Origin of the sequence: Nostoc sp. (genome assembly GCF_036917555.1) — a bacterium.
Lineage (GTDB): Bacteria > Cyanobacteriota > Cyanobacteriia > Cyanobacteriales > Nostocaceae > Nostoc.
In genome coordinates this window covers 36,270-55,422 of the sequence record NZ_JBALDD010000066.1, presented here as the reverse complement: position 1 = coordinate 55,422, position 19,153 = coordinate 36,270, and the positions used below count along the sequence as shown (strand labels likewise).

Here is a 19,153-nt window from a genome sequence, read left to right as displayed (position 1 = left end):
AAGCTCGCGTTTGTAAAGGCTCTCTATACCATTATCAGCCTGTTAAGGCTGAATAATAGCATCACCATAGACCACAAAGCATCTATCTATCCTTAACAGATATAACTCTCCCGTCATGAATACAGCGGTGACTCTACCAACAGAACAAGCGCCCCAAACATTGGAAAATTTTGGGAGACTTGATCGCCAATTGATTGTAATTCTGGATTTTGGCTCTCAATATTCTGAGTTGATTGCCCGTCGCATCCGCGAAACTCAAGTATACTCTGAAGTTTTATCCTATCGCACTACTCCTGAACATTTGCGCCAACTCAATCCCAAGGGAATCATCCTCTCAGGTGGCCCAAGTTCAGTTTATGGTGATAACGCTCCCCATTGTCACCCAGAAATCTGGAATTTGGGAATACCCATTTTGGGTGTTTGCTATGGGATGCAGTTGATGGTGAACCAACTCGGTGGGGAAGTGGCAAAGGCTGATCGAGGTGAATACGGCAAAGCCTCATTATATATTGATGATCCCACAGATTTGCTTACTAATGTTGAAGATGGCACTACCATGTGGATGAGTCATGGAGACTCAGTTATTCAAATGCCATCAGGGTTTGAATTGCTGGCACATACAGAAAATACTCCCTGTGCTGCTATTGCTGATCACGAAAAGAAACTTTACGGCGTTCAGTTCCATCCAGAGGTGGTGCATTCTGTTGGTGGTATAGCATTAATCCGTAATTTTGTCTACCATATCTGCGATTGCGAACCCACTTGGACAACAGCGGCTTTTGTTGAAGAGGCAATTCGAGAAATTCGCGCCAGAGTTGGCGATAAGCGGGTGCTGTTGGCGCTGTCTGGTGGAGTGGATTCTTCTACCCTGGCTTTCTTGCTATACAAAGCTATTGGTGAGCAACTGACTTGTGTATTTATCGATCAAGGCTTTATGCGAAAGTATGAGCCAGAGCGATTAGTAAAGCTATTTCGAGAACAGTTTCACATTCCTGTTGAATATGTTAATGCCCGCGATCGCTTTTTGGCTAAAGTTGCTGGGATTACAGATCCTGAAGAAAAACGCCGCCGCATCGGACACGAATTTATCAGTGTATTTGAGGAAACATCCAAGCGCCTCGGTCACTTTGACTATCTAGCTCAAGGAACTCTTTATCCAGATGTGATTGAATCTGCGGACACCAATGTTGATCCCCAAACTGGTGAGCGGGTAGCGGTGAAAATTAAGAGTCATCACAATGTTGGCGGTTTGCCCAAAGACTTAAGATTTAAATTAGTGGAACCTCTGCGGAAACTATTTAAAGATGAAGTCCGCAAACTTGGGCGTTCCATTGGTTTACCAGAAGAAATTGTTCAACGGCAACCTTTTCCTGGACCTGGTTTAGCAATTCGTATTCTGGGGGAAGTTACATCTGAGCGGTTAAATATTTTGCGCGATGCCGATTTGATTGTGCGGCAAGAAATTAACCAACGCGGTATGTATCATGATTTCTGGCAAGCATTTGCTGTATTGCTGCCAATTCGTAGTGTTGGCGTTATGGGGGATCAACGTACTTACGCTTACCCCATTGTTTTGCGGATTGTTACCAGTGAAGATGGCATGACTGCTGATTGGGCGAGAGTGCCTTATGATGTCTTGGAAGTAATTTCTACTCGAATTGTGAATGAGGTAAAAGGGGTGAATCGGGTGGTTTATGATATCACCTCTAAACCGCCTGGAACCATTGAATGGGAGTAATCAAGTTTTGATTTGACTTAATTAAAAGCTCATTACTCTTTACTACGGTTCAAATTACTTGCAGGAGTTTAGATTCACATACAGCAGTTTGCAAGTTAATCAGTAGACCTTTTTAACTCAAGAGCCAGGTATAAAGCCTATTTTACTCCTGACTCCTGACCGGAGGCAAAGCGTCTCCAGCTCAGATCCTGCTGTATGTATTCAAAATGGCAATGCCGACCTGGCTCGTTTTAAGCCTCGGCATTGTCTGATTTTTTTACTTTTGGTTTACTAAGATCAAGAATGCTACAAAATCCTGTATTTGCTAAATTCTAAGTACTAAAATTTAGACTAAGCTATATTACAAAAATTAAGGTTACAAATGCTATGCTACTTTAGACAAAATTGTTGGAATAAACACGTCTTTTTGCTTAGAAAGGGAGTAGCTATTTTGTTGAGTATCAAAGCTTTGTCAGTAGTTTGTACAAGTACAGCGTTAGTAGTATTGGGTGTTAATGAAATAGCCTCTGCTTCTTCCTTTAATCCGATACCTGTATTTGACAACGTTGCTAGCTACACTACTACTATTACCGGAGATAATAATCTAGCTGATATTTACTATCCTAATCCAACAAACTTAAAAACAAGCAATTATTCCTTTCCAGTAGCGCTATTACTACAAGGCGCACTAGTTGACAAATCAAATTACTCTAATTACGCTCAACAAGTTGCACGCTATGGATTTGTAGTAGTGGTGCCAAACAGCAAGCGTATAGCTCCAATATTTGGCGAAGCATTATTACCCCAAACTACCCAAATTGATACAGCTTTACAACAAATTGTAGTTGAAAATAAGAATACTATTTCACCTATTGTCGGCTTGCTGGATACAGAGAAAGTAGGATTATTGGGTCATTCATTAGGCAGCGCCGTAGGATTATCTGCAATTGGAAATTTATGCGTGACACCAACACTTTGTCCGGGTTCTTTCTCACGACCCAAACAAATTGTAGCAGGAGCATTCTTTGGTGGTAATCTTCGTGATGAGAATGATGTTTATCTTCCTATTAACAACGATGGAATACCAGTTGCACTCCTGCAAGGGGATCGTGATGGCAGAGCGCTGCCTTTCCGGGCTAGTTTAACTTATGACAAAATTAAAAATCCACCCGCTGCACTGATTAATATCAAAGGTGCCAATCATTTTAGTATTACAAATACAAATAATCCTGCTGGTGCAATTCCTGACCTGATAAATTCTACACTTAATCAAGATGTAGCTATTGAAACAATTGCCCGATGGAGTGGTTTGTTTTTACGTGCAAGTATTCTTAATGATAAAGACGCTTTTAATTACGTTTATTACACAGGTGATGCTGCTGACTCCAATGTAACAGTAGAGAGTAAACGTGTTCCTGAATCGGCATCACTTGTTGTACCTTTGGAGATATTGTTTGCTTATTTTACAATTACTCAACTACGAAAAAGAATAAATGAATCAAAACGTCATTATGACTTACGCATTGACAAAAAATGACATGAATGTATCTTAAGCAGCAAAAGTATTGGTGAGATTGTTCACAATGTACTCACGCACAACTGTGAATTCTGCCTAGACCGACTTTTCCGGTAGGTCACCCAGAAGATTTTCCACAAGGATTGGGTGGTTGAGTGGGTGTACCAATCTCTGCTAAAATACCGGGACAAGCTAGCTTGGGCTACTCTTTCAGGAGTTAATTGAGCAGTTGACTTCTTTTGCCTTGGCGCTAGCCTTTCCCTTTGGGAGAAGGCAACGGCTTGTCAGACACAATATCACGATCTAACCACAATTCCCAAGTGATTATTGGCATGCAAACCTATTAGTAATAAAGCAGTCAGTAATTAGCAAAATTATTCTTAAACTTCAACTATTCATTAAAATGAATTTTTTAAATGTAAAGGAATTTAAACACCAACATAATTTTATCCAGTCAATAATTATAAATGCCAGCGAACAATTAACCATAAATTGAATGGTGGCTGGACGAATTGAGTTATTGTCTAGGAAAATAGACGCGATCGCAGTAAAATTACCAATGGTGTGGTCACTGAGAAAAAAACAAGCAGCTCATTAGAAATAACTTTCATTTGATTAACGTTAATGGAGATGATATGGAACCTCCTCTCCCCCTTGCTGGCTTAAACATCCTTGTAGTTGATGATGATGATGATAGCTGCTTTTACATTACTACTGTGTTGGAAGCTGATGGAGCCACCATTATGGCAGTTGAATCGGCAGCGGTAGCATTGAAAGTATTACCTGAGTTGCAACCAGATGTCTTGATTTGTGATATTGCTATGCCTGATGAAGATGGCTACACCCTTATCCGCAAGATCCGGGCACTAAAGCCTGATATTTATGGAAAACTTCCCGCGATCGCCTTAACTGCCTATGGTGATAGCGAGTATCGTAGCTGCGCTCTGGAAGCGGGTTTTCAGACTCATGTGGCTAAACCTGTTGATCCTGGAGAACTAGTTGCGATCGTCGCAGATTTGGTTGCTTTTTATAAGAATTAACACAAAGATGCAGTTATTTGTCGGTCGTTATTTGTTATTTTTCTTATCTCTTCTTATCGTATTTTTTCAACGAAGAAATCAAGGTTATAGAACATTACTTTTGGTAAGATATTGGTTTGTGAAAAAAATGTCGGTAATAATACAATATGCTTGGGTTCAGGCTTGATCCCCCCTAATCCTCCTTTTTAATGAGTGAATTAGAGCAAGTATTTTTAAGAACAGAACTACTATTTCATTCTCCAAAAGGCGCTGTTTTACACTTAAACAGGGCCTGATTTAGAATTGCTGATACTACTTTGCTCCAGTTTCAAAGCTAATTTGCTCAGATTTATACGCTGGTGGCTCGACGTGAATTAGAATCCTCACTGGACGAAATCGTTCTTCTAATCGGCTTTCTACTTCTTCGGTGATGTGGTGGGCTGTTTCTACGTCTGATGCATCTACTATTAAATGCATTTCAATGAACACTTGACGACCAATAACGCCGCGAGAAGCGATCGCATGACAGTTAATTACACCTGGAACAGAAGTGGCGATCGCGTATATTGCTTCTGGTGCGATCGCCATTTGATCCACAAGCCAAGGCAAATTCTCTTTTAAAACTGACCAGCCACTCCAAAATACCAACAAGGCGACAGGAAAAGCTAACACCAAATCCATCCATTGATAACCTAGCCAAACTCCTATCAAGCCACCAATTACAGAGATTGTTACCCAAATATCGCTTATGGTATGTGTCGCGTCAGCTATAAGAATTGAGCTACCTACCCGCTTACCTACACTACGTTCATAAAACGCCACAAAAATATTCACACCCAGCACAATTAGTAATAACCACAACTCAGGTGGCGATATTTTTATCGGTTCACCACCACCTTTGAGAATTCGTTCGATTGCTCCTTGCAGAATTTCAAAACAGGCTATTCCTAAAAATGAGGCTATTCCTAGAGCGCCCACAGCTTCAAACTTGCTGTGTCCATAGGGATGCTCGCGATCGGGTTGTGGAGAAGAAAATTTACTCGCAATTAATCCTAAAACGTTGTTGGCGCTATCTGTCACACTATGCAAGGCATCAGCTCGCAAACTCAAAGAACCTGTCCAGTAGCCCACAAGTGCTTTCAATCCCATTACAAACAGGTTGAGCAATAGGGTAATAATTAAAACCTTTCTTACTTCAGCGCGGTTATCGTAAGTCATAGATAATTTATCACATCAAGTTCTATGACTTCTAATGTAGACCTCAAAATCTAAATAAACATAAATAAAGTGTATCAAAGTCTTACACAGTAAGAGTTAAGTATCTCTATAGCCTCTATATTTTAGATCAATTTGTTGAGATTCTTTTTAACTAACAACAGCTACAAGTTGGATAGGCATTAGTAATGGCTTTCTAAATAACCGCATATATTTAGCATTAATTTCAGTAATATTTTAATTAGCTTTGTTATTAATACATCAACTGAGGTCATATCGAATTGTATTCAAAGATATTATGACGACTATCAGTGGTCTGTATTTACTCTAGATAACCGATCGGCTTAATGAGTGTTATTTACTGCCTAATAAAGATAAGGAAGCTCATGGTTTATTCAGAAAATTGTCAAAATTTGAGGAGCGAAATCTGATACTATTTCAGATGTCCATGCGACACCAAATAGGTGCTATCCTACTGCGGCCAAGCTTGCAATGCTGTCTCCACAACCTGCAGTAGTTCTGTTCGGGTGGCTCCGGTTGCCGCCAGGACTGATATTCCACAATTGACTGTCACGATAAAGCGCGCGAGAGCGGCTGCATCGCAATTAGCTGGTAAGTCACCCTCCGAAATCGCCTGCTCGAAACGCTTATGCAAAGAGGCTTCACTTGATTTTCGGCGTGCGGACAATTCCTGTCGGATCGGATCGGCTGGATCTCCGCATGAAAGCGTGCCATGAACCCAGAGACATCCCGGTGGATTATGCGGATCGGTTCCCAAGTCAACAACCCCGTGCATCATCCGCTCGGCGACCTGGCGTGCAGTCGGCTCTTTGAGAGCTTCACGAAGATAGGCTGATGGCCCGTTGGCATAGCGATCCAGCACTTTGCGGAATAGAGATTCTTTGTTCCCAAAGGCAGCGTAAAGACTAGGACGATTAATGCCCATAGCCTCGGTCAAATCCGAGAGGGATGTGCCTAGATAGCCCTTGCGCCAGAACACATACATTGCACGATTGAGCGCGTCATCGGTATCGAACTCGCGGGGTCGACCCATCGCCGCAGTGGTTTTTTCCTGTTTCATACTCATCAGTATAATAGTTTCTTGACAGGCTTACCCCCATGCTTTATATCTATACCATACGATACAAAACTGTAACGACAAAAGAATATTATGAGTAACAAAAAACTTACAGGTAAGGTGGCATTGGTAACAGGTGGCTCACGCGGTCTAGGGGCGGCGATCGCCAAACGTCTCGCGGACGATGGTGCAACTGTCGCCCTCACCTACACTAGCTCACCACAAAAAGCTGACGAGGTGGTGCTTGCCATCGAAGCGGCAGGTGGACGAGCCTTGGCTCTTCGCGCTGACAGTGCCGATGTCGAAGCGGTGAAAAACGCCGTAGCCGAGACGGTAAAAGTCTTTGGTCATCTCGACATCCTCATAAACAACGCGGGGGTCGCCGAGTTGATCCCAATAGACGAGTTCTCAATGGATGATTTTGATCATCTGATCGCGGTTAACGTCAAGGGCGTGTTTGTGGCAACTCAGGAGGCTGTCCGTCACATGGGTGAGGGCGGACGGATCATCATGATCGGCAGCGTTAACAGTGACATCATGCCTTTTGCTGGCGGCTCCGTTTACGCTTTGACCAAGGGTGCGATCGCCAGTTTTACACGCGGCCTTGCCCGTGATCTCGGCCCTCGTGGCATCACGGTTAACAATATCCAACCCGGCCCGGTAGACACGGACATGAACCCGGCGGACGGTACCTTTGCCGACAGCATGAAAAGCATGACCGCTCTCAAGCGTTACGGGCAAAGCGAAGAAGTCGCTGGCATGGTTTCCTATCTCGCCAGTGCGGAAGCGGGTTTTGTCACTGGTGCGAACCTGAAGATTGATGGCGGCTTCGCAGCCTGATTCGGCGGCCACAGCAAAACCAAGAAAAGTCCGATTATGCAAATCTGTCTGACGACGATGCCAGCGCCAAGGTTGGGGGCATCCTTGAAAAATTGGGCTTCACCGCCGTCGATCTCGGCGGCTTAGTCTCTTCTTCCGGTAATATTAGTACTTATCAAGAAGTTTTAATAAAAAAGATATGTCTTCAATTCCTCTAACATTGAACCTAATTGAAGGTTCTGTCTCCTTCAGTTTTTCACCCCAAGCAGCACGAGAATTAAAGACAGCGACGGATCAACTGATGGAACGCTTGAAAGCGATCGCTGCTAAACCCACTCCTGGCGGTGGTAGAGTCACTCCCCAGCCTCCCCTGGAATATCGTTATACGGGTGAAGTATTTTTAGAAGTTTTTTGTAATCCTAATATCTGGCCAACGCCCTTCGCAGCCAAAGTTTTGCTGACTGTCCGCAATGTCAACATCCGCTTGACTACTGAAGCTGAACTTACTCGCATTATTGAAGACATTAATCAGTATTTAGAGCAAGTAGGATAATAGTTCATCCGATTTTTCTATGCTTTTCGAGATTTTTTCAGAAAAAAACTATACAAATTTTGGATTTTGTGGAGGTTGAGCCAGTTGCTGGCGGAGGTTCCCTTTGTGGTCGCAACTGGTGACGGTTAGCCCGACTTAGCAAACTTTTCTAGACGGATTTTGGCTTTGAACAGCAAGCAGGTTATTACTTACTTGAGAGAAGCGATGCAATAAATTGCGAGTCAAATGTGAAGTTCCTGCACTTCTATCAGATCAATGTAGGAACTTCACTGAATCTACATACTAAACTCAAGCCGTGACACCAGATGTACAGAACAAATGGTTTTGATGCCTTCTTTAACTTGAAAAGTTGTATAAATTCAGACTCCAATGCTTCTGTATTAATCAAAAATGCAAGATTGTGTATAAGGCAATGCTCATCAAAAACTAGAGATTATCCCCCTGATTGAACGTTGAATCGTTGATGGTGACATCCACACATCAAAAACAAACTTCCAATCCTAAACCCGAAATCAAACATTGCTTAGTCGTTGTCCCACTGTTCACGACCAATTAGGTCGCCAATGCGATCACGTAACAAAAAGTCACATTTCTCTAATTCACATTCAACGCAAACCCACTCTCTCGCTGGAATGTATTGGCAGAGGGTATATATTGGCTGTTGTCGGCTAATCATTCCCTTTTGCACCAGTCGGCGTGCTTCGTCTTGAATCACATCTAGAGAGTAGTAATTGATAGAAGGCACCGTATTCACACTCATGTTTTTTACTCACAAATTAACACTTACGATAGTGTTCCTGTTAAAAATTAGGAACAAACATTACAGAAATTAGACTTGTGGCTACAGTTTTGTAGTTTGCTATACGGAACTATTTTTATTTTGACGCTACATCTCCTGAAATTATCTCAAGAAATGTTAAGAAAGTCAAAGAATCCTGACATTTACAGCAAATCCGCTTTACAAAAAAAATTCTAAGTAGTTAACTTAACCTGCTTATGTAGCTGTATGACTTTGATGCCACAAGTCTGAAAGTCTTGCCATTACAGTGTTTAGGCAAGATTTGGTGGGTGGGAAGAGTTTATATCATGATCGCTTACATATCAAATAATCACCTTAAAAGCTGGATCTATAACTGCTGGTATTCATCTAAGGTAAACAACACAATAATATTTGTCAGTTACTTGGGTATAAACTGTTGCAAAACATAACGGCTAAAATATACTACGAAGGCTTTAACCATAGCATTTGTTAACCTTTTCTTAAGTAAAACCGTAATTTATTTAGTTAATTTCAGCACTAACATCATCCAGTTTTCTGTTGAAAAACATCTGTAAAAGGGTGGAGTAATACTAATTCGGAATCAGGACACACATAAACAGGAGTCAGAATTCAGAATTCAGAATTAGTGAATATTCTACCGATAAAGGAATAGAGTTTTAGCAAGGAAAAATGTTTAAACCTTGTTTTGCCCACAAGAAGAGAAGTGTCTTGCGGAATTAGGTTATGTTTACATTAAAACAGACGCGATCTAGTCACGTCTGTAAACTGTTTGGCGGATTTGCTGAGATTAATTGTTCTGAAGTTACATTGTTGTTTTAGTTACTTATTCGGAGAATTCCTGATCATTTTGATCGGTACTATCTTCTACTGCTAGCAGATTTTCTGGCGGGCGATCGTGGTTTAGTTGGTTTAGTAGTGCCAATACTTTATTACCGCGTTCTATGGAGCGATCTTCGAGAAATATTACTTCTGGTGTACGACGTAGCCGTACCCGCGCCCCAAGTTCGCTGCGGACGTAACCTGTGGCCGACTTTAAGCCTGCCATTGTTTCTACCTTAGCTTCATCTGTACCATAAATGCTGACGTAGATTTTGGCGTGTTGGAGATCGCCGGAAACATCAACATCAGTCACACTGACCATTCCAGTACCTACACGGTCATCTTTAATTCCGTTAAGCAGCATTTGGCTAACTTCCCGTTTGATCAGTTCAGCAACGCGGGAAACCCGACGATTTGTAGCCATAAAAATTTCGCCTCATCACAGAGGTTGTACGACAAAATATAGATGCAAATTGGGTAGACAGTAGTTAGCGAGAGCAACGCCAAGAGCAACCGTCTGTGGGGTATACCCCCGATATAACGCTAGTCTAGATTGCACTCAAGCCCAGCATTGCCCGTAGGGTGAAAGTCAGGAAGACTAGGCTGCTCACAAGTAAACCCAAGATCGCGATCGAGGTGATAGGGCGTTTCAACAATGGCACTAATGGCGCAAAGGTGTTGAGAAACAAGCCTAAGACGATACTAATTAAGTACCGGGGGTAGCGAAAGACGTTATCCCAAAATCCGTCAAACATCTGAATCTAAACTGCCTTGTTATATACTTACGTTTGTTTTGATATGCTTTATCTACTCAATTGTAATATATGCGGCTGGAAAATTAGCCAGTTAATCTAAAATTTGGTTCGTCGGTTATATTGGCTTTATTTAGTCATAATTATTTTCAGTTAAATTGTAAGTAAATGGTAATTCAAGTCTCGAAGGAAACTAGCCCGCGTCCATTTTTGAAGTGGGCAGGGGGTAAAAGTCGATTGATACAGCAATATATTCCTTATTTTCCCAAGAGTTATCAAAATTACTATGAGCCATTTTTAGGTGGTGGTGCTGTTTTTTTCTATCTCCAACCAAATGCAGCCATCTTAACTGATATTAATGCCGAATTAATTGACACTTATTGTTGTGTTAGAGATAAGGTTGAGGACTTAATTTCTCTATTGAAAGAGCATAAAAAACGACATGGTAAAGATTATTACTATAGCGTCAGAAACAACTCTAGTGGTACTGATATAGAAAAAGCTGCTCGTCTAATTTATCTTAATAAGACTTGTTTTAATGGTCTTTATCGAGTCAACTCACAGGGTAAATTCAATGTGCCATTAGGCAGATATGACAATCCCAATATTTGTGCTGAGGTTTTACTCAAAACAGCCTCCGAAGCACTTTCCCATGCAGAAATTAAACAAGCAGATTTTACAGAAGTCTTAAATCATGCGACTAGCAGTGATGACTTTGTATTTTTTGATCCGCCCTACCATCCTATCAGTGACACTAGCTATTTCACTGCTTATAGTCAAAATTGTTTTACTAAAAAAGACCAAGAACTTTTAAGAAATACTTGTGCAGAGTTAGCAAGTCGTGGTGTCAAAGTTATGGTATGCAATTCTGATAGTGAATTTATTAGAAAAATTTATACTGATATCAATTTTGAAACCTATAAAATTAAAGCAGCGCGTTCAATTAACTCAAATATAAAAAATAGAGGCATGATTGACGAACTATTAATTACATCTTTTAAAGATTTTTATTTGCCCAAGCAATGAATCTATCTAAGCTATAAACTGCTAATAAATTCTGGTTATCATTAACTCTTGCTTTCAGCCATTTGCTTGCGCCTTCTCGCATACCTTCACCGCCTAAAATTACGATAGTTGGTGCAGGGTAATAGTGCTGAATGTTCATGTTCAAGTAAGGAAACTTTTCATCAACGGAACCGGGGCTTTCTTGCCATTTGCACTCGAAAATTAAACCAGATGGCATTACAGATGAGCCGACAACATAAAAATCAACTTTCAGATAGGTATGATAAATTCCAGTTCCAATATAAACTTCTTTTCCATAACGTTTTGGTAATAAAGTAGCATTTAGTATAAACTCTTTTTGGACATAGTTCCCTACTTGAAAATAATTATGCCCATGCAAGATTGCTTCTACATTTGCTTCTAAAATATTCCCAGACTTATTTGCCCGTCCGCCTTGAGTCAGAGCCATCTTCAATCCCTCTGCCAAAAGTCCTGCTTATTATAGGATTTCACAGAAGCAGTAAAAAAGGTTCAGTTGCTTAATATGAATTTTTGATTTTGGCTAAACGTGGTTGGATTAATAGGTAAAAAATCTGATTTTATTGGTATTTTTGTACTAAACAAATACAAATGTATTAATAATTTAGATTAGGAACGAGTTACTAATTCAGATAATAGTTAAAATAATGAATTTATTTTTAGTCTCAAAGACCAACTGTTGCAAGTGGCTACGCCATTTTTCTGGGTCTTGGGAACAGTGGAAAACAGCGTAGATAATAATCTCCTGTTCATTAAACTCGTAAAAAATGACGTAGGGAAAACGCCTAATTGTAGCGCGGCGATAGGTTTCATGAACAATCTGGTATGTGTTGGGGTGATGCTAAATTAAATTTAGGCAGGCATCAGTACAGCGTAGGAACTCAGCGCCTAAACAAAATTCGCGCCCCTTGTGCCAGTAATAAGCCTCAATAATGTCTAGTTCTGCGGCTATAAGGCTAGTTAGGTTTCTAGCCATATCGTTGAGAGATTCTGGCTTTTACGTCTTCAACAACCTCTCTAATAACTGGAATTTAGCTTGGATAAATTTTAGTGATTTCATCTTGGCTTCAACCTGTCTGGGCTTCAGTATGACCGTTGCGGATAGTCCATGCTAGTTCTAAAAGTTGAGTCCAGCGCTTTTGCAGCTGTTTGGGGGTGCATTTGATGGCTTTGGCGATCGCAACGTCATTTTCCCGTGCAGTTTTTAATTGTAATATTTGCTGTTGTTGTTCTGTGAGTTGATTCACAAAGATTTCCCACTGCTGGGAAGATAAACCCAGCTTTTGCTCTAAACCCGCACCTAACCATTGATGTACTAATTGCCAATGGTGTTGTTTGGCAAACTTTTCTACGTGGTATTTAAAGCGTTGTTGGAGATAATCGCGCTGACGGCTAGTTAAACCGAGAATTTGGTCGATTTCTGGGGCTGAGAGGTCTTGAAGTTTCAAGCTGAGGTAGTTCATACAATCAGATTGACCTTGAGACTCCAGATATTTCATCAATTCAGTGATGACGCGATCGCGTTCTGATTCTTCAGATGGATCGAAATTGGTTTGGGCAATCATTTGTGATCGCAGCTGTTGCACCGCCGAGTTACGCTGGTAAGATTCTGCTTCTTCACCCTTAGCAGACTCTACCGCCATTTCAATATCCACGGTAGTTTCTTGGGGCTGACGACGAGCAAAACCTTGGGCGCGCAAGATAATCAATTGCTGATTTGCACCACCAGGTAAATTGATCCGGCGTTTGGCATACTGTTCTGTAAAAGCCATGTATTCAGCTAATTGCAGCTGAGTACGCGGCGTGTGATTCTCTGGTAGTTCGTTTTCTCTGCGGAAAGCTTTGATCGCTTCGATATAAAATGCTTGTAAAAAATCTTCAATCAGGCTGTAACGAGCATCAAAGCCCAACTCAGAGCCGGACATAGTTACATGACGGTAAACCATAGCACCCAAATTGCTATGTAATTCCACCCGCCCTTGTTTGGAACCTAGTTGGTAGTAACGTAAGCACTTTTGCATCCGATGCCTTCCCAACGTCATCTGCCAGGACTTGATTTCCCCAGATGTTTGAATGCGGGAGCTTTTATCGCAAATGCGTTCTACTTCTACGGCTATGCGCTTTGCTAAAGCTTCTACGCACTTGGGTGTTGCTTTCACTTGCGCTTGCATTTCCTCAGACAGCAATTGAATCAAGCGATCGCTGCTGCTATCTGAAAATTCTTCAGTCGAAATGTGTTTCTCAAAAATGGGTGTAGAGTTTGGTAGATTGACGACGTTAGCTTTCATGACTTTTCCAGTAGTATTGCACCGTAATTACAACGCAGACACAGCAATCAAGACCGTCCTTGACTGGAGAATCTTTGGGCATTCATCCATCAAGACTTGCCGTATATAATGCTCACATCTAAAGCTCATATATCAAAACTATAGGAAATACGAAAGAGTTACAGTTCTGGCAATGTGTCGGTTTTTTCCACAAGCCACCATCTTAACGCTGGCACACGAGTACCCGCCATTTTCTCAAAGTTGTCAAATACCTTACTGTGCCAAGTTTTGCCACCATCCTCTTATATCCACTGCCTCACCGAACAGCCCATTCTAGACATCGCTTTTAAATATGACAATTTTAAAACTGGAGTTATTTTTATCACAATTTCCGAAACAAAGAGGTGCGCCTATGAAGTGGAATTCTTATACCCATGCTGCTGCTGTTTCCCAACCTAAACCCCTCCGTATAATTGCTGCTTCGTCTCCAGTCATATCCAAGATGGTAGATACTTCATAAGTAGGTTCTTCGCCAGTGTCTACAATTATGTCTACCAACTTGTCCAAACGATCAAATAGCTCTACCCGCGACTGAATCGTTTCAGGATCTATCCGAACTATGCCATTATCTGCTTCATCTGGTGGCAGATGTGCTGAGGTGGAAATAATCGGATTGCCCAATGCTGCCAGCAGCTCCAAACACACAGTATGGTTTGGTACTCTAATTCCAGTCGTTTTACGCTTGGGGCTTTGCACCAATCGTGGTACTAACTTAGTAGCTGGGAGCAAAAACGTGTATGGCCCTGGAATCAGGCGTTTCATAATTCGATAGGCTGTGTCACTTACGAAGGCATAAGTTGCCACATTTGAAAGCGAGGGACATAAAAATGTCAATGGTTTATCGTTTGCTAGCTGTTTAATTTGCCGCACTCGTTCTACCGCCGACTTAGCATTCAAATCACAACCGATCGCATAAACTGTATCAGTAGGGTAAAGCATGACTGCGCCACTAGAGAGCGCCGACTTTATTTCCTCTATTCGGCGAATTTGAGGATTATCCGGATGAACTGGGAAAATTTTTGCCATAGGACGGGGATTGGGGACTGGAGACTGGGGAGAGAGTTACTAACTCTTAACAAATGACAAATACTTCGGCTTCTCTTCTCTACGAGAGGCTGCGCCAACGAGACGCTATGCGAACGCTCAGTACAAGTGACTAATGACTAATTTTTTATGAATAAAATCGCTTATCTTCAATGTCCGACAGGAATTTCTGGTGATATGTGCCTGGGTGCTTTGGTAAGTTTGGGTGTTCCTGTGGAGTATTTAATTGCAAAACTGAATGGGTTGGGTATTGAACAGGAATATCAGTTAAGGGCAGAACTTGTTCAACAGAATGGTCAGCAGGCAACTAAAGTCCATGTAGATTTAGTACACGATCGCCATCACCACCATCACCACGATCCCGAACACAATCACCATCACACTCGCTACTTGCCAGAAATAGAGCAGATGATTTTCAAAGCTCAGTTGCCATCACGGGCAGAAGCTTGGAGTTTGGCGGTATTCCGACAGCTAGCGGTTGCAGAAGGGGCGGTGCATGGCATTTCACCTGAAAAAGTTCATTTTCATGAGGTCGGTGCTATAGATGCGATCGTAGATATTGTGGGTACTTGCCTGGGGTTGGATTGGTTGGGGATTGAGAGCAATCAGGAAGGATTGCCCCTACTTTACTGCTCGGCGTTTCCAACTGGTGGCGGCACTGTTCGGGCTGCACATGGTCAGATGGCAGTACCAGTCCCAGCGGTATTAAAGCTGTGGGAAATGCGGGGTTGTCCGGTTTATAGCAATGGTATTGACAGAGAATTAGTAACACCAACAGGAGCTGCGATCGCCACTACTTTGGCAAGAGATTTTGGTTCACCACCTGCGATCGCTATCAAGCAGATAGGGCTGGGAGCAGGAACCATAAATTTACCCATTCCCAATATTTTACGCCTCTGGTTGGGTGAAAATGCAAGTTTACAGTCAAATTTCAGTGATTCTGAAGGTACTAGCTCAAATTTGGAAACCATCTCGGTATTAGAAACCCAAATTGATGATTTAAGTCCACAAGCGATCGGCTATGCGTTTGAGGCGTTGTTTGCGGCTGGTGCGCTGGATGTTTTTACCCAAGTGATCGGTATGAAAAAGTCCCGTCCGGGAATTTTGCTAACAGTGATTTGTCATCCAGAAAATTTACTCAGTTGTGAAGCCGTCATCTTCCGCGAAACTACAACTTTAGGCATTCGGCGAACAACTCAGCAACGCGCCATTTTACAACGGGAAATTCAACAAGTGGAAACGGAATATGGCAAAGTGCGTGTAAAAATAGCATGGAAGGGACAATCGCCAGAAAAAGTTATTGCAAACGTGCAGCCCGAATATGAAGATTGTGCAGACTTAGCCCGAAAGCATAATATTCCCTGGCGCGAAATTCAGCGGTTGGCGCTACAGCATTGGTATTTGGTAAATCAAGATACTAATACCATATCTGTTTGAAGATGCGCCTATAGAACTGATGCAAAACTACAGACTGTAGCGGCAACTCATGAATTGCCGCTACGCAAATAAAGCGCAGATTCACATAGAATTGGTATTACTAAATATAATATTTTTAAATTCAATAAATAAAAAATCTCGCACACCAGTTTCTTCAAAGATTTTATATTGAGAATCTCTTATTAAATCTATAGTTACAGGTATATCAATTTGCTGTCCATCTTCAGGTTCTAAACTAATAAAGCCCTCTTTGATTTTAATTTCTTTTCCTTCATTTTTAAACAATACTGTATTTAAAATTTCTTCTAAATTTAAAGGATTATATGGTAAATGTTCTAAGCAATCTTTTAAATATAAATTGTCCCAAAGTTCAGGTTTTCTAGTTTTGTGATCATACTTCTCTCTTCTATTTATATGACTCTCGCTGTATTCGTAAGCATCCTTGTGCCATATACAGGTTGAACCATAAGTATCAAAAAATTTTAATGGACTACCAGGAGGATGATCATTAATAAATAATTCCCATATAAAAGCTACTCTTGCCCATTTTTGTTGTCTTCTTAATTGATGATGGAAATGAGATATCTCATAATTTGTATAATGAGAATGCATATCATTTTTTTGATATGTATCCCAATTATCCTTCATTTTAAGTTTGGGATATTTAGCCTTAAACATACAAACTTTAACTTTATCTCCTGCACGAAAAATTATCAGTGCATCACAGCCAAACTTTCTTTCTAAACCTTTATTTATAACTTGAGAGCTATAAGAATCATCCTTTGATATTTGTATTTTAAAACCATAAATTTGTTTAGCAAGCTGTTTACTACGAAAAAATAATCTTATATAAGCCATAAGTGTAGAAACATAATCTACCTCGCTTTGAATACAACCTTCGCAAATATCTTGTCGAATATATTGATCTAAAATATAAATACCTTGTGCTATATCTGAGGTATAAGGCTGCGAGAAAAAAGTATAACTGTTAATCATGTGCTAAATATTTTGAAAACAAAACTTAAAAACTGTTTAATTCCTTAGAGCCTTCATCAAATATTGTGTCAATGTAAACGCATCTACACCCAATTCGGTACGCTCCTGGGCTGCTAAAATACCCGCTTGCGAATGCCACCAAGCAGCAGTTGCCACAATATCTTCTACGGGAATCTGTTTAGTTGCTGCTTGCGCTAACAGTCCACCCAGTAGCCCAGTTAACACGTCGCCGCTACCGCCACGCGCCAAGGCGGGTGTGCTGTCAGGAACAATCCAAACAGCACCTTGAGGGTTTGCGATCGCAGTTCTCGCCCCTTTCAACAACACTATCGCCTCACTTTGCGCGGCTGCTTCCCTTACTGCTTGCACCCTGTCATATTTGGCATCGGGGACATCAGGAAACAATCGCTCAAATTCGCCAGTGTGGGGTGTGAGTACGGTTACTGCTTGACGTTTTTTAAGTGTGGCGATCGCTCCCATTTGTGCCAAGATATTTAAACCATCGGCATCGAGAAGCAGAGGGCGATCGCTTTCTATGACTTGTTGCACAATGGGCGTAGCATCTCGTGTTAAACCGGGGCCACAAGCGATCGCATTAAAAGAACTCAGATCGGTGTTTTCTGGTAGTTTTAGGTGGGCGATCGCTCCACTTTCCGTCTCTGGACAACCGACAATTAGCGCTTCTGGCAAGTGTGACACCAAAAGAGATTTTAGGGATTCGGGTACGGCAATCGAAAGCATGCCGACACCACTAGCCCTAGCACCCAAACCAGTTAAAATTGCTCCACCTGCATAGCGCCGCGAACCGCAAATCAGTAGTAAATGTCCTTCCTTATATTTGTGAGTAACTGCTGGACGAGGTAAAGGTAAAGTAGCAAGTGCCTTTGCTCGTGTAATAAGTTTAATTTTAGGTGCATCTTTGAGAACAGCTTCTACATCAGCTAAAGGAATATCAAAATCGATTAATTCAGCTTTACCAAGATACTGCAACGCTCGATCTTGGAAGAAAGCTAGTTTCCATAAACCTAAGCAAAATGTGTGAGTGGCGCGAATGGCAGTTCCCAATACTTCGCCTGTGTCGGTGTGTAAACCTGAAGGTAAATCGATACTATAAATCGGTACAGATAATTCATTTAGCTGATTAATTGCAGAGGCGATGGGATCAGTCAGGTTTCTTTCTAAACCAAACCCAAACAAGCCATCAATCAACAAATCAGAATCTGGCAGTTGCTCAATTGTTTGATAAATTGGAATGCCCAAACTCTCGGCATACTGCAAGTGCTGCGAGGTTAATTCCTTAAGTTTAGAAAAAGGAGAATAAATCCAAACCTCATACCCGCGAAAGTGTAATTCACGGGCTACGACTAAAGCATCGCCGCCATTATGACCGGGACCGACAAGAATTCCCACACGAGATCCCCTTAACAAAGGGGTGTTTGAAAGAATCTCTGGAATGCGACGAGCAATTAATCCCGCCACCTTTTCCATCAAAGCAACTACAGGCATTCCCGCTGCAAAGATCCGCTTTTCAATATCGCGCATCTGCCCAGCAGTCACTACCACTTGCGAAATTTGTTCTTGCCTATTTTGCATTAGTCCTGAGTGGTGAGTTATGAGTTTCAGGCTAATTGAAAGTTTAGCAAAATTGACTTATATTCCACCCAAAAAAGTTACCGAAGCCCCTTCGGGGCGGGTGTAGGGTGTAGAGGAAAACCCCGCCCCGAACGCGAACAGCGTCTCGAAGAGAAGATCCAAGGTTTAAAGCCTCTCCCAAAAGGCGAGAAAAAAGAAACAAGAATGTGTTCTTAGTTGTATAGTACGAAAAACGGGCGTGTCCTTGCTTGAAACTTTGCGCCTTTTGGGCGGAGTCCCTACACCCCACACCCTACCCCCTACACCCTGTTCATAAACCAATTTCCACATATTCAAGGATGCCGAGTGCGTCGGGGACGAGGACAACTGCACAGTAGTAATCCGTGACTAGGTAAGAAATAATCGCTTTTTCGCTGATGTCCATTAAGGCATCCAATACTGTT

The 19,153-nt window shown here is 41.6% G+C and carries 18 protein-coding genes and 1 pseudogene; 7 read left to right on the top strand and 12 right to left on the bottom strand.

Going from position 1 to position 19,153, the window contains the following annotated elements:
• Positions 1 to 115: 115 nt before the first annotated feature.
• From guaA to V7K60_RS26605, 3 genes are all read left to right on the top strand, one after another.
• Positions 116 to 1,738 carry a glutamine-hydrolyzing GMP synthase gene (gene guaA / locus V7K60_RS26615; protein WP_334929940.1) on the top strand — a complete coding sequence of 541 codons (1,623 nt, stop codon included), beginning with the start codon at positions 116 to 118 and terminating at the stop codon, positions 1,736 to 1,738.
• Positions 1,739 to 2,222: 484 nt separating this feature from the next.
• Positions 2,223 to 3,254, top strand: a complete 1,032-nt coding sequence (locus V7K60_RS26610) for an alpha/beta hydrolase family protein (RefSeq protein ID WP_334929938.1) — start codon at positions 2,223 to 2,225, stop codon at positions 3,252 to 3,254.
• Between the two features lie 614 nt (positions 3,255 to 3,868).
• A complete protein-coding gene (locus V7K60_RS26605; protein WP_334929937.1) occupies positions 3,869 to 4,273 on the top strand; it encodes a response regulator in 405 nt (134 codons plus the stop codon).
• 291 nt (positions 4,274 to 4,564) lie between these two features.
• On the opposite strand, the gene V7K60_RS26600 is transcribed toward V7K60_RS26605, so the two are convergent.
• Together V7K60_RS26600 and V7K60_RS26595 are read right to left on the bottom strand one after the other, a co-directional pair.
• Complete coding sequence (locus V7K60_RS26600) at positions 4,565 to 5,470, bottom strand: cation diffusion facilitator family transporter (RefSeq protein ID WP_334929935.1); 906 nt, start codon at positions 5,468 to 5,470, stop codon at positions 4,565 to 4,567.
• 469 nt (positions 5,471 to 5,939) lie between these two features.
• Positions 5,940 to 6,554, bottom strand: a complete 615-nt coding sequence (locus tag V7K60_RS26595; RefSeq protein WP_334929933.1) for a TetR/AcrR family transcriptional regulator — start codon at positions 6,552 to 6,554, stop codon at positions 5,940 to 5,942.
• 84 nt (positions 6,555 to 6,638) lie between these two features.
• Here V7K60_RS26595 and V7K60_RS26590 point away from each other — a divergent pair, with 84 nt between their 5' ends.
• Positions 6,639 to 7,385, top strand: a complete 747-nt coding sequence (locus V7K60_RS26590; protein WP_334929931.1) for a 3-oxoacyl-ACP reductase family protein — start codon at positions 6,639 to 6,641, stop codon at positions 7,383 to 7,385.
• Between the two features lie 178 nt (positions 7,386 to 7,563).
• Positions 7,564 to 7,917 (top strand): hypothetical protein, encoded by a 354-nt coding sequence (locus V7K60_RS26585; protein WP_194046709.1) that lies wholly within the window; start codon positions 7,564 to 7,566, stop codon positions 7,915 to 7,917.
• 523 nt (positions 7,918 to 8,440) lie between these two features.
• Here the strand turns inward: V7K60_RS26585 and V7K60_RS26580 are convergent.
• The 3 genes from V7K60_RS26580 to V7K60_RS26570 form a co-directional block, all read right to left on the bottom strand.
• Positions 8,441 to 8,677 carry a DUF4327 family protein gene (locus V7K60_RS26580; RefSeq protein WP_069073690.1) on the bottom strand — a complete coding sequence of 79 codons (237 nt, stop codon included), beginning with the start codon at positions 8,675 to 8,677 and terminating at the stop codon, positions 8,441 to 8,443.
• 844 nt (positions 8,678 to 9,521) lie between these two features.
• On the bottom strand, positions 9,522 to 9,941 hold the full coding sequence (gene rbfA / locus V7K60_RS26575) for a 30S ribosome-binding factor RbfA (RefSeq protein WP_334929928.1): 420 nt from the start codon (positions 9,939 to 9,941) through the stop codon (positions 9,522 to 9,524).
• Between the two features lie 124 nt (positions 9,942 to 10,065).
• Entirely contained in the window at positions 10,066 to 10,272 is a 207-nt protein-coding gene (locus V7K60_RS26570) for a DUF751 family protein (protein ID WP_334929926.1), read from the bottom strand.
• Positions 10,273 to 10,437: 165 nt separating this feature from the next.
• On the opposite strand from V7K60_RS26570, the gene V7K60_RS26565 reads away from it, so the two are divergent.
• Positions 10,438 to 11,295: a DNA adenine methylase gene (locus tag V7K60_RS26565; protein ID WP_334929925.1), complete on the top strand. Its 858-nt coding sequence runs from the start codon at positions 10,438 to 10,440 to the stop codon at positions 11,293 to 11,295.
• Here V7K60_RS26565 and V7K60_RS26560 read toward each other — a convergent pair.
• The 4 genes from V7K60_RS26560 to V7K60_RS26550 all read right to left on the bottom strand — a co-directional run bounded on the left by V7K60_RS26560 (position 11,267) and on the right by V7K60_RS26550 (position 14,666).
• Positions 11,267 to 11,743 carry a PD-(D/E)XK nuclease superfamily protein gene (locus tag V7K60_RS26560; RefSeq protein WP_334929923.1) on the bottom strand — a complete coding sequence of 159 codons (477 nt, stop codon included), beginning with the start codon at positions 11,741 to 11,743 and terminating at the stop codon, positions 11,267 to 11,269. The genes V7K60_RS26565 and V7K60_RS26560 overlap by 29 nt on opposite strands.
• Positions 11,744 to 11,941: 198 nt before the next feature.
• Positions 11,942 to 12,133, bottom strand: a complete 192-nt coding sequence (locus tag V7K60_RS35425) for a type II toxin-antitoxin system RelE/ParE family toxin (protein ID WP_442944469.1) — start codon at positions 12,131 to 12,133, stop codon at positions 11,942 to 11,944.
• 247 nt (positions 12,134 to 12,380) lie between these two features.
• Complete coding sequence (locus V7K60_RS26555; protein ID WP_334929921.1) at positions 12,381 to 13,601, bottom strand: HetZ-related protein; 1,221 nt, start codon at positions 13,599 to 13,601, stop codon at positions 12,381 to 12,383.
• A gap of 405 nt (positions 13,602 to 14,006) precedes the next feature.
• Positions 14,007 to 14,666 (bottom strand): L-threonylcarbamoyladenylate synthase, encoded by a 660-nt coding sequence (locus V7K60_RS26550; protein WP_334841030.1) that lies wholly within the window; start codon positions 14,664 to 14,666, stop codon positions 14,007 to 14,009.
• Between the two features lie 147 nt (positions 14,667 to 14,813).
• Here V7K60_RS26550 and larC point away from each other — a divergent pair, with 147 nt between their 5' ends.
• Complete coding sequence (gene larC, locus V7K60_RS26545) at positions 14,814 to 16,121, top strand: nickel pincer cofactor biosynthesis protein LarC (protein WP_334929919.1); 1,308 nt, start codon at positions 14,814 to 14,816, stop codon at positions 16,119 to 16,121.
• A gap of 81 nt (positions 16,122 to 16,202) precedes the next feature.
• Here larC and V7K60_RS26540 read toward each other — a convergent pair whose 3' ends face one another.
• The 3 genes and pseudogenes from V7K60_RS26540 to V7K60_RS26530 form a co-directional block, all read right to left on the bottom strand.
• Complete coding sequence (locus V7K60_RS26540; RefSeq protein WP_334929917.1) at positions 16,203 to 17,117, bottom strand: hypothetical protein; 915 nt, start codon at positions 17,115 to 17,117, stop codon at positions 16,203 to 16,205.
• 36 nt (positions 17,118 to 17,153) lie between these two features.
• Complete coding sequence (locus V7K60_RS26535) at positions 17,154 to 18,710, bottom strand: NAD(P)H-hydrate dehydratase (protein ID WP_334929915.1); 1,557 nt, start codon at positions 18,708 to 18,710, stop codon at positions 17,154 to 17,156.
• Between the two features lie 310 nt (positions 18,711 to 19,020).
• Positions 19,021 to 19,134, bottom strand: a pseudogene (locus tag V7K60_RS26530) (hypothetical protein); the annotation flags it as partial.
• Positions 19,135 to 19,153 lie beyond the last annotated feature (19 nt).

Bases quoted from the DNA above. Each gene is read 5' to 3' on its own strand.
- V7K60_RS26585 (WP_194046709.1), top strand. From the start codon at position 7,564: ATGTCTTCAATTCCTCTAACATTGAACCTAATTGAAGGTTCTGTCTCC.
- V7K60_RS26535 (WP_334929915.1), bottom strand. From the start codon at position 18,710: ATGCAAAATAGGCAAGAACAAATTTCGCAAGTGGTAGTGACTGCTGGG.
- V7K60_RS26590 (WP_334929931.1), top strand. From the start codon at position 6,639: ATGAGTAACAAAAAACTTACAGGTAAGGTGGCATTGGTAACAGGTGGC.
- V7K60_RS26600 (WP_334929935.1), bottom strand. From the start codon at position 5,470: ATGACTTACGATAACCGCGCTGAAGTAAGAAAGGTTTTAATTATTACC.
- V7K60_RS26540 (WP_334929917.1), bottom strand. From the start codon at position 17,117: ATGATTAACAGTTATACTTTTTTCTCGCAGCCTTATACCTCAGATATA.
- V7K60_RS26565 (WP_334929925.1), top strand. From the start codon at position 10,438: ATGGTAATTCAAGTCTCGAAGGAAACTAGCCCGCGTCCATTTTTGAAG.
- V7K60_RS26560 (WP_334929923.1), bottom strand. From the start codon at position 11,743: ATGGCTCTGACTCAAGGCGGACGGGCAAATAAGTCTGGGAATATTTTA.
- V7K60_RS26555 (WP_334929921.1), bottom strand. From the start codon at position 13,601: ATGAAAGCTAACGTCGTCAATCTACCAAACTCTACACCCATTTTTGAG.
- V7K60_RS26595 (WP_334929933.1), bottom strand. From the start codon at position 6,554: ATGAGTATGAAACAGGAAAAAACCACTGCGGCGATGGGTCGACCCCGC.
- guaA (WP_334929940.1), top strand. From the start codon at position 116: ATGAATACAGCGGTGACTCTACCAACAGAACAAGCGCCCCAAACATTG.
- rbfA (WP_334929928.1), bottom strand. From the start codon at position 9,941: ATGGCTACAAATCGTCGGGTTTCCCGCGTTGCTGAACTGATCAAACGG.
- V7K60_RS26570 (WP_334929926.1), bottom strand. From the start codon at position 10,272: ATGTTTGACGGATTTTGGGATAACGTCTTTCGCTACCCCCGGTACTTA.
- V7K60_RS26550 (WP_334841030.1), bottom strand. From the start codon at position 14,666: ATGGCAAAAATTTTCCCAGTTCATCCGGATAATCCTCAAATTCGCCGA.
- larC (WP_334929919.1), top strand. From the start codon at position 14,814: ATGAATAAAATCGCTTATCTTCAATGTCCGACAGGAATTTCTGGTGAT.
- V7K60_RS26580 (WP_069073690.1), bottom strand. From the start codon at position 8,677: ATGAGTGTGAATACGGTGCCTTCTATCAATTACTACTCTCTAGATGTG.
- V7K60_RS26605 (WP_334929937.1), top strand. From the start codon at position 3,869: ATGGAACCTCCTCTCCCCCTTGCTGGCTTAAACATCCTTGTAGTTGAT.